Raw genomic sequence first — 13500 nt, 5'->3', positions numbered from 1 at the left:
GCGGCGGCGGGACACCCTTCCCCAACGAAGGGCGCTTATCTGGAAGGATACCAGCAATGGCTATCGACGCTCCGGCAACGCGGCCGGTTAATCCGCGTTTCTCCTCTGGCCCCTGTGCCAAGATCCCTACTTTTGAATTGGTCAAATTGTCTGATGCCGCGCTCGGTCGGTCGCACCGTGCTGCCATCGGCAAGGAAAAGCTGCTCGCCGCGATCGAAGAGACGCGCGATCTGCTGGGCGTTCCGGCCGATTACAAGATCGGCATCGTGCCCGCCTCTGACACCGGCGCGGTGGAAATGGCGATGTGGTCGCTGCTCGGCGCGCGCAAGGCCACAATGATTGCCTGGGAAAGCTTCGGCGCTGGCTGGGTCACCGATGTGGTCAAGCAGCTGAAGATCGACGCCGAGGTCAAGGAAGCCGGCTATGGCGAGATCGTCGATTTCGCGACGGTGGATTTCGACACCGACGTGGTTTTCACCTGGAACGGCACCACCTCCGGCGTGCGGCTGCCCAACGGCGATGCGATCCCGGCGGACCGCAAGGGTCTGACGATCTGTGACGCAACCTCTGCGGCTTTTGCGCAGGATCTGGCCTGGGACAAACTCGATGTCGTGACCTTCTCCTGGCAGAAGGTGATGGGCGGCGAGGCGGCACATGGGATGCTGATCCTGTCGCCGCGGGCTGTTGAACGGCTGGAAAGCTACACCCCCGCCTGGCCGATGCCGAAAATCTTCCGCATGACCAAAGGCGGCAAGCTGATTGACGGCATCTTCAAGGGCGAGACGATCAACACCCCGTCGATGCTGGCGGTCGAGGATTACCTCGTGGCGCTGGCCTGGGGTCGTGAGGTTGGTGGGCTGAAGGGCCTGATGGGCCGCGCCGATGCCAATGCCAAGGTGCTGTGGGATTTCTGCGACCGGACTCCCTGGCTGGCCAATCTGGCGGTGGATCCGGCGACGCGGTCCAATACCTCCGTCTGTCTGAAGTTCACCGATGACCGGATCAAGGACGGCGCCACCTTTGCCAAGGCCGTGGCCAAGCGGCTGGAGAAGGAAGGCGTGGCGCTGGATATTGGCGCCTATCGCGATGCTCCGGCCGGTCTGCGGATCTGGTGTGGCGCGACGGTGGAGACCTCCGATGTTGAGGCGCTGCTGCCCTGGCTCGAATGGGCCTTCGAGGCGGAGATTGCGGCCCAGACGGAAGCGGCCTGATCGGGATGGGTGCAGAGCACCCATCCTGCCCCTCCGCCGGGCTTTTCCGAACCATCCGTAGGATGGGTGCTTTGCACCCATCATGCCGACCCAACGGGTCATTCCAACACAACGCAGGACGGGTGCTGTGTACCCGTTTTCCCCGATAAAACACACAAGGAGCGCCTGACATGGCCCCCAGAGTTCTCATTTCCGACAAGCTGTCGGACGCCGCCGTCCAAATCTTCAAAGACCGTGGCATCGAAGTTGATTTCCAACCGAACCTCGGCAAGGACAAGGACAAGCTGGCCGAGGTGATCGGCCAGTATGACGGCCTCGCCATCCGGTCCGCGACCAAGGTGACTGCCGCCCTGCTGGAGCATGCCGACAAGCTGAAAGTCGTCGGCCGCGCCGGGATCGGCACCGACAATGTCGACAAGGACGCCGCCTCCAAGAAGGGCGTCATCGTCATGAACACCCCCTTCGGCAATATGATCACCACGGCCGAGCATGCCATTGCGATGATGTTCGCCGTGGCGCGCCAGATTCCCGAGGCCAGCGAATCCACCCATGCCGGCAAATGGGAGAAGTCGAAATTCATGGGTGTCGAGCTGACCGGCAAGACCCTGGGCGTCATTGGCGCCGGCAATATCGGCGGCATCGTCTGCGACCGCGCCCGTGGTCTGAAGATGAAGGTCGTGGCCTACGATCCCTTCCTGGGCGAAGAAAAGGCCGCGAAGATGGGCGTGGAGAAGGTCGAGCTCGACGAGCTGCTGACCCGCTCCGATTTCATCACGCTGCATGTGCCGCTGACCGATCAGACGAAGAACATCCTGTCGGCTGAAAACCTTGCCAAGACCAAGAAAGGCGTGCGGATCATCAACTGTGCCCGTGGCGGTCTGGTCGACGAAGAGGCGCTGGCAGAGCTGCTGAAATCCGGCCATGTCGCCGGCGCGGCTTTCGACGTTTTCTCGGAAGAGCCGGCAACCGAGAACGTGCTTTTCAACCTGCCCAACGTGGTCTGCACGCCGCATCTCGGCGCCTCGACGTCTGAGGCGCAGGAAAATGTCGCGCTGCAGGTGGCGGAGCAGATGTCGAACTATCTGATCGACGGTGCTGTGGAGAATGCGCTGAACATGCCCTCCATGACCGCCGAAGAGGCCAAGGTCATGGGCCCCTGGGTCAAGCTTGCCGCGCATCTGGGGTCCTTCATCGGCCAGATGACCGATGAGCCGATCAAGGCGATCAACATCCTCTATGACGGTGTCGTGGCAGAGATGAACCTGGCGGCGCTCAACTGCTCCGTCATCGCGGGGATCATGAAAAAGTCCAACCCGGATGTGAACCTCGTCTCTGCCCCCGTTGTGGCGAAGGAGCGTGGCATCCAGATCTCGACCACCAATCAGGACAAGTCCGGCGCGTTCGACGGTTATGTCAAAGTGACCGTGGTGACGGAAAAGCGCGAGCGCTCCATCGCGGGCACCTGTTTCTCCGACGGCAAGCCGCGCTTCATCCAGATCAAGGGCATCAATATCGATGCCGAGGTGGGCAGCCATATGCTCTACACCACCAATGAGGACGTGCCGGGCATCATCGGGACGCTGGGCAGCACGCTGGGTCAGAATGGCGCGAATATCGCGAACTTTACCCTGGGTCGTGCGGCGCAGGGCGGCGAAGCGATCGCGCTGCTCTATCTGGACGAGGCCCCGTCGGCCGGGGCGCTTTCCGCCCTGAAGGACACGGGCAAGTTCCGCCAGATCAAGCCGCTTGTCTTCGACGTGGCCTGAGCCGGTCCTGCCTTCTGATCTATGACGCCGCCCGGCCCCCGGGCGGCGTTTTTCTTTGGTCGCGCGTCAGGCCGGAGCCCGGCCCTTGGTGACTAGTACGATCAGGAAAATCACCATGGACAGGATGGTCAGGAGGGAGCCGATCTTGGCCAGCGCCTCTCCGGCCTGGTTGATCGCCATGGCGATCCCCGGGACGATCAGCACAACGCCCGCAATGGCGACGGCGGCCTGTATCTTGGCGATCATGCTGGCGCCCGCATTCGGAACCAGATGATAAAAGGTGCCGAACAGGGCAAGGCTGACCCAGCCCAGCAGGTTAAGATGGGCGTGGGCCGGTGACAGCGTGTGATCGCCGGAAGCCGACATGACAATGCCCCAGGCCATGCCGATCACGGCGCAGATCGCGGCCACGGCAAACAGAATAAATGGTAGTCCCTTCAATGTCTTTCTCCTCCATATCCCGGTCAGGGGATGTGATATGGGTTGGACCGGCGATGCCTTTCTGACCGCCAGCTGATCGGGGATCGCTCTCATACCCAATGAAACCATGGACCCCCTGAAATCCCCTGACGGACAGAATAACCGGAAAAAAACTGAGGCTGTCACGTCTTCTGCGAAGGTTGTGCGTCACCCCGGCCAAAGGTGATCTGACCCTGAACCGGCAAAGCTTGTCCGCCTGGCCTTCACATGTCCGGCAAGTCCCGGATCGCTCTGGACATTTCCCGCCAAAGGCCGGAGACCTTGCGGCATGACGATCTATGCAATCGGCGATATCCACGGCCAGCTGGCAGAGCTTGACCGCGTACTCTCCCTCATCGAGCGGGACGGGAACCCGCAGGCCGAGGTCATATTCCTGGGCGACTATACCGACCGTGGGCCGGACAGCCGGGGCGTTCTGGACCGGCTGATGGCCGGGCAGAAGGACGGGCGGACCTGGACCTGCCTCAAAGGCAATCACGACCGCATGTTCCAGCGCTTTCTGCAGGACGGCACCGTGGCCGATCACAATATCAAATCGGGCCTGCCGTGGGACAATCACCGGCTGGGCGGGCGGGCGACGCTGGAGAGCTACGGGATTGCCGCGCATAGTGACCGCAGCCCGGCGGAGCTGTTCGCAGCGGCGCAAACGGACGTGCCGGAGGCGCATCTGGCCTTTCTTGCCGGCCTGCCGCTTCATGCAGAACGCGACGGGCTGCTGTTTGTTCACGCCGGTATCCGGCCCGGCCTGAAGCTCGACGCCCAGATCGAGGACGACCTGATCTGGATCCGCGAACCTTTCCTGTCGGACCCCCAGCCGCATCCCTGGCTGGTCGTACATGGCCACACCGCACTGGACGCGCCGGAGCATTTCGGCAACCGCGTCGATCTGGACGGCGGCGCGGGGTATGGACGCCCCCTGTCGGCGGCGGTTTTTGAGGGGGAGGAGGTTTTCCTTCTGTCCCATCAGGGCCGGGTGCCGCTGCGCCCGACCAGCTGACATATGGTAGGCCAGATTGCGCTCCGGCGCGGGTTGGGGCATCAAATGGGCAAGACGGCCTTCGGGGCCGATGTCTGAAGGGGAGAGGATCATGGAAGATATTGTTATTCTGAGCGGCGCACGCACCGCGATTGGCACTTTTGGCGGTAGCCTCGCCGGGACCACACCGATCCAGCTGGGCACCGTTGCGGCCAAGGCTGCGCTGGAACGGGCGGGGGTCGAAGGCGCGCAGATCGGCCACGTTGCCTATGGCACGGTGATCAACACAGAACCGCGCGATATGTACCTCAGCCGCGTTGCCGCGATGGATGCGGGCGTGCCCGATACGACACCCGCGATGAACGTGAACCGGCTCTGCGGGTCCGGGGCACAGGCCATTGTGTCCGTGGTGCAGTCGCTGATGCTGGGCGATGCCGATTTCGGCCTGGCCGGCGGGGCGGAATGCATGTCCCGTTCGCCCTTTGTGGTGCCGGATCAGCGGTGGGGCCAGAAGATGGGCGATGCGCGGGTGCTTGACATGATGCTTGGCGCGCTGAACTGCCCCTTCGGCACCGGGCATATGGGTGTGACCGCCGAGAATGTGTCGAAAGAGCATGACATCAGCCGGGAGGCGCAGGATGCCTTCTCCCTCGAAAGCCAGAAGCGCGCCTTTGCCGCGATCGAGGCGGGCCGGTTCAAGGATCAGATCGTGCCGGTCATGGTCAAGGTCAAGCGTGACGAGGTGGCCTTTGAACAGGACGAACACCTTAAACCCGCGACGACGCTGGAAGGTCTGGCGTCCCTGCGTCCCGCCTTTGCCAAAGACGGCTCGGTCACCGCAGGCAATGCCTCGGGCATCAACGACGGCGCAGCGGCGCTGGTGCTGGCCCGCGCCTCCGCCGCGGAAAAGGCCGGTCTGACCCCCCGCGCCCGCGTTCTGGGCTATGCCCATGCAGGTGTCCGTCCGGAAGTCATGGGTGTGGGCCCGATCCCGGCCGTGGAGATGCTCTGCAAGCGCACCGGGCTCGACGTGTCCGATTTCGACGTGATCGAATCGAACGAAGCCTTCGCGGCGCAGGCGCTGGCGGTGAACAAGGGTCTGGGCCTCGATCCCGCGAAGGTGAACCCGAATGGCGGGGCCATTGCCCTCGGCCATCCGGTGGGCGCAACCGGCGCCATCATCACCGTCAAGGCGCTCTACGAGCTGGAACGGATCGGCGGCTCCAAGGCCCTGATCACAATGTGTATTGGAGGCGGTCAGGGGATTGCCCTGGCCATCGAGCGTATCTGAACCATTTGGTCTGACGGCGGCCGGGCGAGGAGGTCTTCGCCCGGTCTTCAGCGCCAGCCTGCACTGGGCCCCGGGCCTGGCCTGATCGCGGTGAGGCCGGCGACACCGTATTCCCCCTGCCCCGAAGAGCGTAGTCCCGGTCAACAGAGACCGGAGCGCAGTGCCTTGCCTGTCCTGCGCATCTACTGCAGCTCGATCGACACCCTGGCGCTTTGCCCGGAGGCGTCGATCACCGTCAGATCGGTGAAGCCCTGGGTCAGACCTGACAGAAGAACCTCCCGCGATCTGACGCCAACCATGACCGGCCGGCCGTTGGCAAGCCAGGCGAAAGGCGGTGTGCCCTCCCGCACCTTGGCGGGAAGCGGCCCGTCGCGGAACAGGCTGGCGCCGTCCGGCGGAAAGGTCAGTTGCAGGCTGTTCCCGGATGCGCGGTAGCCATCGCGCGGACGGAACCGCTGCAATGGTTCAGGCAGACGTGCCGCGCCAACCAGCAGGGTTGCCGGCGGTGGCGGGGGCAGCGGTGTCAGCGATGGTTTCAGCCGGTCGAACGCCTGAAACAGGACCGGCGCGGCGAAGGTCGCACCAGAGGCGCCGGGAACCGGCGTGCCGTCCGGGCGGCCGATCCAGACACCGATCACATGTTGTCCGTCATAGCCGACAGCCCAGGCGTCCCGATATCCGTAGCTGGTACCGGTCTTGTAGGCGATCGGGGCCGCAGAGCCGCCGGGTTGTGGTAACAGGCCGGCCAGAATATGCCCGACCTGCCATGCGGCCACAGGTGTGATCACATGGCTGGGCGCGGGTGGCGCGCCGTGACGCATATGCAGGGGGATGGCGTCTCCTCCCCGCGCGAAGGCGGCGTAGAGCTGCGTCAGATCCGTGAGCGTCATACCAAGCCCGCCCAGCGACACCGCCAGCCCCGGCCTGCCACCCGGCACAACCGGAGCAGCGCCAGCCCGGCGCAAAGCCGCAATCAGATTATGTGGCCCCAGTTCGGCGGTCAGCTGGACCGCAGGCAGGTTCAACGACAGACGCAGCGCCTCGGCGATGCGCACGTCGCCCCGGAACCGGCCGTCGAAGTTCTGCGGGGCATAGCCGTCAAAGTTCATCGGCCGGTCGGCGATCAGCGTTTCGGGATGGACCAGACCCGCATCAAACGCCAGACCATAGACTAGCGGTTTGAGGGTCGAGCCGGGCGATCGCACCGCTCTGGTCATATCGACAAACCCCTGCCCTTCGGCATCGCCGATCCCCTGAGAGCCGACGCTGGCCAGAATCTCTCCGGTGTAGTGATCCGCGACAAGGATGGCAATCGACAGGTTCGCCGGTTTATCCCGCAAGCTCCGCCGTGCCAGCGCCTCCAGCCGGGCCTGAAGCGGGGCATCGAGGGTCAGCTCCTGAACGGTCTGATCCGGCGCCATCAGCAATGCATGTTGCGTGAGATGCGGGGCCAGGGCCGGAAAGCCGTGCCGGCGGGCGGGCGCAGGTTCAGATGTCGCAACCGTCGCGGCTTCTGTGGTCAGCACGCCATGGGCAACAAGGCGGTTCAGGACCCGGTCACGCGCGGCGCGCGCCGTTTCCGGATGCCGGTCCGGGCGGCGCGTTTCCGGGGATTGCGGCAGTGCCACCAGCATCGCGGACTCTGCCGTGGTCAGCCGGTGCGGTTCCTTGCCAAAATAAGACAGCGAGGCGGCGCGCAGCCCTTCAAGATTGCCGCCCATCGGCGCAAGGTGAAGGTAGAGCCCCAGGATCTCGGATTTCGTCAGCTGGCGTTCGAGCGCCAGGGCCAGGCGCGCCTGCCGAAGTTTGCCGCGCCAGCTGCCGGTGCCGGAGGCCTCCAGCAGCCGGGCGACCTGCATCGTCAGGGTGGACCCGCCGGACACGATCCCGCCCGTGCGAACGGCCTGCCAGGCCGCACGGGCCAGGGCCAGGACGTCGACACCGGGATGGCTGTAGAACCTGCGATCCTCATAGCCTGTCAACATCCGCAGATACCCGGGATCGGCCTGTTCGACAGTCATGGCAAGGCGCCAGCGGCCATCTGCAACGGTGAAGACACGCAGCAGCTCGCCGTTGCGGTCCCGGATTTCGGCCGAGGTTTCAAGCGCGAGCGGTGGCAGGTCGGTCCGGTCGATCCAGCGATCGGTCAGATCCCGCAGCGCCGCGCCGGACCACAGCAGAAGCACCAGCGCCAGTAATGCGGCGGCGGGACGGGTCATGGTCCGACCGTGACCTGCCCCGTTCCGGTCCAGGCCCTGTAGCGCGGGCGATACATGTCCTCCACCGTGGCGGCGGAATGGCGATAGGTCCCGGGTGAGATCGCGCGGACGATATAGGCCAGCTGAAAGGCATCGCTGCCCTGCCAGTCCACCGCCGCGACAAAGCGGTCTGCGCGGAATTCGCTGTGCTGGGCCTCTGCCGGGCGCAGCCAGGCCAGGTCTTTGAGATCGCCGGCCCTGATGAGATTCGGATTATCGATTTCAAACCCTGCCGGCAGCGGGTCGTCGACCATCAGCCGGGCGCCGACCGTTTCAAACGGCCGGACGGTCAGGACCGTCACCATGCGCGTCCCGCGGGCAACCGTCGCCGGATCGACCGGGGCGCCTTCCAGCGAGAAATAGGCGCGGTCTATCGCATATCCGTATCCGCCCGCCTCTGGCGGCACCTCCGGCACGCCGGATGTGGTCAGGGTGATCTCTGTCCCGGCGGTGCCGCCGTTGAACAGCGCCATCGGGGCAAGCGCGCCGGAGCGGTCGACCCGCATGACCGGCCCTGCCAGCGGAGCGCCGTCCAGCGTCAGACCTGCCAGAGCGGGTTCATCGACCAATGCCCGTGCGGCGAGCAGGGTCCAGGTGCTTTCCTGGGTGGACATCGCCCCGCCCTGTCCGGACACCCGGTTGATCAAATCTGCCCTGTCCACGGCATCCGATCCTGCCTCGACCGCGAGGGTCAGCAGGCCGGCGGTATCGCGCAGGCGGGTTCCGTAATCGGCCCGCAGCAGTGGCTTTTCCTCATCGCCAGTGTCTGCGGAGAGTTTGCGCGCCGCGATCCGGAACATGGCATCCGCACGGGTCTGGTCGCCGTACATGGCAAGCGCTGCCGCCAGTTGCGCGGCGGCCAGCGGGGTTGCGAAATCATTGCCCTTGGTATCGGCAAAGTATCGCAGGTCGCCCATGCTGGCCGCGCCTTCCCGCGCGAGGACCAGCAGAGCATAGGCGATATCTTCGCCGCCGTTTTCCGTTCCGGCATCGAAATCCGGCGCGTAGTTCACGCGGTTGCGCAGATTGTCCAGTGCCATGCGGAACGCGGTCTCAGGCACATCGTAGCCCTGCTTGCCTGCGCGCGACAGAAAGTCCGTGACATAGGCGTCCAGCCAGAAGTCCCCGCCAACGGCACGCCACAGGCCAAAAGCGCCGGTGCTGGTCTGCCGGGCGAGTATGCGGTCGATGGACTGCGTCACGCGCGCACCGGCACCTGCCGGCCCAGCGAGGCCGACAGATTCGGCCAGAGAAGACAGATAGAGCAGCGGCAGGGCCCTGGAGGTCACCTGTTCGGTGCAGCCATACGGGTAGCGGTCCAGCGACTGGAGCAGGGCCGGTGCGTCGAACCGGGCCAGCGCACCGGCCGAAATCAGGATATCGCCACCACCGCCCTGGAACCCGGCAAAGGCATTGTCGTCCAGCGTCAGGGTATCGCCGGGGTCCAGCGTGATGCGTTGTGTGCGGGTGGTTTCCGGGTCGTTCCGACGGACGGGCAGGACCAGCGTCTTGGTCAGGACTTTTCCGCCCGGTGTTGTCAGGACGACCGAGATGCGATGATCCCCCGGTTCGGACGCGGTCACAGGTATGCTCAGCCTGTGTCGTATCCCCTGTTCCAGATCGAAACCGGAGGGGACCGGACCACCAAGTTCCACCCCCGTTGCGCTGATATCCAGCCCAGCCCGTCCGACAGGGCCGCTCGCATGGACCATTTCCAGCGTAATAGCGGAACGGTCGCCGGGCTGGAGGAACCGCGGCAGGGTCGCCGTCACCACAACTGGATCGCGGATCAAAACGTCTGCCTGGGCCGCGCCGACCGCCGTGTCGGACCAGACGACGGCCATCAGCCTGACCGTGCCGTTGAACTCCGGCAGGTCAAAGGCGATATCCGCTGTCCCGTCCGCGCCGATTTCCACCGGCCCGCTGAACAGGGCCACCAGGTCCTCTACCGGCGGAGGCCCGTCTTGCCGGATCTGGCCAAGCGCATCGCCGCCTGAGCGGACCCGGCCCATCGCCCCCTGCGTGCTGTCGATCAGGCGCCCGTACAGGTCACGGATATCCATTCCAAGCCGCCGCTGGCCAAAGTAGTGGTCGCCCGGAGCCGGCGCTTCAAAGCCGGTCAGGTTCAGGATACCCACGTCCACGGCGGCCAGAGTGGCATAGACCGTTTCGCCCTCCGGTGCCGCGTCCAGACGGATTTTGGCGGTCAGCGGTTTGCGCGGTTCTGCCTGATCGGGGGCGTCAATCGTGACGCTCAGCGCCTTGTCTCCGGGTTCGACCGGCGCATACTGGATGCCAAGGCTGCGGGCCGGCATCTGTCCGGCGGACGTATCCATCGGGCGAATGACGCTGGCCGCGACATAGGCCCCTGCCCCCCAATCCTCTGTCACAGGCAGGTCAATGGTGGTCTCTTCGGCGCCAACCGGGACCGTCCAGTTGCCGATCAGGTGATCCGACATCACCGTCACCAGAGCCGTGCCCGGATAGCGTGGCGCAAGGCGAAGCCGCGCGGTATCGCCGACGGCATAGCCCGGCTGGTCCAGCGACAGCTCAAGCAGATCAGGCGTGGCGGAGGCATCGGCCGGGGCATACCATCCGGCATCGAAACTGACGCTGGTCGAGACATAGGCGCCGTCAGACCGGTCCACCACCAATTCGTAGTGCCCCCATTCAGTTGGAACCTCCACCGGGACGGGGCCGTCCGGATCAAGTATCGCCGTGCCGGCGCTGATCCTTGTCCGCGTTGTATAGGGCTCCCAGTTCCAGTTGCCGTATTGCTGATACCACTGGTAGCGCGTTTCGACACGGTTGAGGCTCCATCGCACCTGCATAGGCTGCGGCTGTAGATCGGGTCCGATTGCGATCAGGTTGAACCGGGCCGTGGCGCCTTCCTGAACGGTGCCATCGAACAGGGGACGGATGCCGATGGCCGGGCCGGCGGGGCCGACCAGCCGGGTGATCGACCGCTCCACCGGCCGGCCCGACCCTTCAAGCACGCGCGCGATGGCCGTCAGGGCAAAGGGTGCGCCGAGGTCTTCGTCCGGAAAGGCCGCAGGCAGGGCGATACTCACATGGCCGGTATCGTCGGTGGTGGCGCTGAACGTCCTGTTGCGGGCATAGGTCTGGGCATCGTGGCGGCCAAAACTATAGCCCGGAAAGGTCTCTATCTGGCGGGCAGAGACCAACCTCAGATCGCCCTCCACCGTCAGGCCGGAGGCGGGCGCGCCAAACAGAAAATCCGACTGCAGGTCCAGCTCCGGCAGGTCGTCGGCAAAGAGCGGACCCTGCGGCAGGTCCAGTGTGACATCAATGCGTTCGGGCAGGAAATCCTCGACCAGAACCTTGGCGGAGGCCAGGGCCGGTTCGTCCAGGTCAGCCTTGATGTCGATGGTCCAGGTGCCGCGCGGTGCGGTCGGCCCGAGCGGCATCGTCAGAACATATCCGCCCGCGCGATCCCCGGTCAGAGCCATCCGGGCGTATTCGACACTGTCGGGCCGGGTCAGGATCGCCGTCAGCGGGAGGCCGGAGATCGCCTTTTGCGTCCTGTCGCGGGCCAGGATCGTCAGGTTGATGTCCTCTCCGGCGCGGTAGGCGCCGCGGTCGGTGGCCAGAAAGACATCAATCGCCGGTCCCGCCGGGCGACCGGACACGCCCCGGTCCGACAGATCGAAGGCCGGGTCTTTCAGCGACAGAAAGGCCAGGTCATCGCCCAGCGTGGCAGTTACCAGCGCCGGGCTGGCCCCGCCCGTGCCGCGCGTCAGACCTTCGGGGAACAGGACGTGACCATCGGCGTCGCTCGTCGCGGTGGACAAAACGCGGTTCGCCTGCCCCAGCAGGCTGACCTCGACCCCCGGTACGGGCTGTGCATCCCCCAGGGCGCGCAGAAACACATGCAGGCCGTCATGGCCCAGATATGTGGTTATGCCCAGATCGGTGACGATGAACCACTGGAAGGCCGGCTGATCGTCAGCCGACCTCTCCATCGCGGCCTCCAACACATAGAGGCCGGGCGCCTGTCCCGCCAGCGCCTCGCCAAGGGGCAGGCGTGTGGTCACATCCTCATTGAGGTCCTGCGCCACCTCTGCGGTGCCGTCCCAGACGATTTCGCCGACATCGCCGACAAAAGAGTCCAATTCCCAGTCGGACAGCCGCCGCCCGAAATAGCCGTCCTGAAAGGATCTGAGGATATTGCGGTCCGTCACCCGCATGAGACGCAGCGCCAGCGTGTCCAGGTTGACCGTCGTCACCGGAACCGCGGCCTCGCCGGCCGCCGGCAGGACAAAGGCCCGCCCGGGGAACACGACCCTGGGATCGCGGTCGCGGACATAGGCGCTCAGGTCCACATCCTTTGCCAGCACCTCGCCCGAGGCGGCGGGCAACCCTTCGCGGAACGTGAAATTGTAGCGTGTCCCATGGTCCAGCCCGCTGATGCAGAGCTGTTGTCCGGAGGCCTCCACCGCCAGCGACGTGTCGGGAAGGCGGACGTAATCGGCATAGGTGACGCCGGTCTTGGCCAGCGGCTCGGTGAACTGGGCGCAGATGCGGGGGTCGGAGAGGTTGCTTTCAACGGTATGGTCGGCGATCCGGAAGCCATATTTGCCGATCGCATCGTCCAGCATGGCCGCGATATCGTCCCGGGGCCGGATGGTTTCGGCCAGCCGCAGGACCGGGATCATATCGCGGCCGCGATTGTTCAGCCTCAGCGTTTCGGCAATCTGGATCAGGGCCGCCGTCCGCGCCGGATCACCGGGCGCGCGCAGATACCCGTTCACGGCGGCCGTCAGGCTGCGTTTCAGATATGTCGTGCGGAATGAGTCCGCACGCGGCAGCGCCTGGACCAGGAGACGCGAATAATCCAGCCAGAGATCCGCCTGATCGGATTGTGCGACCGCCCCGCCCATCCACCGCATGGCGCTGAGCAGATCGTTGTCCGCTTCGCGCTGGCGCGATGTCTCGACCAGGGTATCGGCAGTGTACCCGCCGGCCTGATGCATTTCACCAATGGTTGCGGCCAGATCATACGCGTTGCGAAGTGTCGCCTCGCCCAGCATGGTCAGGTCTGCGGCCCGCGTGGCGGCACGGGCGATATCCGCCTCTGAGGCAATTCGGATCACAGCCGATCTTGCGCCCAGATAGGTGTCCTGACGGGTGACTGCCGATTTTGGGAAACAGGAATTATTCCGGGTATTAAAGGTAAAAGCGACGCAGGACGTGTCGGCGATACAGGCGTTGCGGCAGGCGTCGAAACGGGTGTCGAAAATCTGCGTCAGATCCGTACCGGCCAGGTCGCGGTCCGGGGTCACAATCGCCCGCCGCTCCGGCATGATATCCTGCGCCATGGCGGGCTGAAGCGCGGCCAGCGACAGGAAAATTCTGGTCAGAATACGGGTAAATTGGCCGGTCATTGCACGCTCCTTCAGTCGGGGAACAGGTTGCACGGGCGGTTCCGCCGAAACAAGGATTCTTCCCTGCCCGCTTTCCGGTGAACGTTTATTTTACCAAGATGTCAGACCTTCTC

Annotated in this window: 7 protein-coding genes; 4 read left to right on the top strand and 3 right to left on the bottom strand. The window is 64.9% G+C overall.

What is annotated here, in order from left to right; translation table 11 throughout:
- Window positions 1-56 precede the first annotated feature (56 nt).
- Window positions 57-1211, top strand: coding sequence for a phosphoserine transaminase (locus ACRARG_RS13770; RefSeq protein ID WP_432690584.1), 1155 nt, complete (start codon window positions 57-59; stop codon window positions 1209-1211).
- A 170-nt stretch (window positions 1212-1381) separates the two neighbouring features.
- Window positions 1382-2977 carry a phosphoglycerate dehydrogenase gene (serA, locus tag ACRARG_RS13765; protein WP_432690583.1) on the top strand — a complete coding sequence of 532 codons (1596 nt, stop codon included), beginning with the start codon at window positions 1382-1384 and terminating at the stop codon, window positions 2975-2977.
- Window positions 2978-3043: 66 nt separating this feature from the next.
- On the opposite strand, the gene ACRARG_RS13760 is transcribed toward serA, so the two are convergent.
- Window positions 3044-3418, bottom strand: coding sequence for a hypothetical protein (locus tag ACRARG_RS13760; protein ID WP_432690582.1), 375 nt, complete (start codon window positions 3416-3418; stop codon window positions 3044-3046).
- Window positions 3419-3725: 307 nt separating this feature from the next.
- Between ACRARG_RS13760 and ACRARG_RS13755 the strand changes: the two genes are divergently transcribed.
- On the top strand, window positions 3726-4454 hold the full coding sequence (locus ACRARG_RS13755) for a metallophosphoesterase family protein (RefSeq protein ID WP_432690581.1): 729 nt from the start codon (window positions 3726-3728) through the stop codon (window positions 4452-4454).
- A gap of 91 nt (window positions 4455-4545) precedes the next feature.
- A complete protein-coding gene (locus ACRARG_RS13750; protein WP_432690580.1) occupies window positions 4546-5724 on the top strand; it encodes an acetyl-CoA C-acyltransferase family protein in 1179 nt (392 codons plus the stop codon).
- Window positions 5725-5906: 182 nt separating this feature from the next.
- Here ACRARG_RS13750 and pbpC read toward each other — a convergent pair whose 3' ends face one another.
- Window positions 5907-7943 (bottom strand): penicillin-binding protein 1C, encoded by a 2037-nt coding sequence (pbpC, locus tag ACRARG_RS13745; protein ID WP_432690579.1) that lies wholly within the window; start codon window positions 7941-7943, stop codon window positions 5907-5909.
- Window positions 7940-13387, bottom strand: coding sequence for an alpha-2-macroglobulin family protein (locus ACRARG_RS13740; RefSeq protein ID WP_432690578.1), 5448 nt, complete (start codon window positions 13385-13387; stop codon window positions 7940-7942). The genes pbpC and ACRARG_RS13740 overlap by 4 nt, the downstream gene beginning before the upstream one ends.
- Between the last annotated feature and the right edge of the window lie 113 nt (window positions 13388-13500).

It is taken from the genome of Pseudooceanicola profundi (genome assembly GCF_050897955.1).
GTDB lineage: Bacteria > Pseudomonadota > Alphaproteobacteria > Rhodobacterales > Rhodobacteraceae > Pseudooceanicola.
This window is presented reverse-complemented; position numbering and strand designations above follow the sequence as displayed.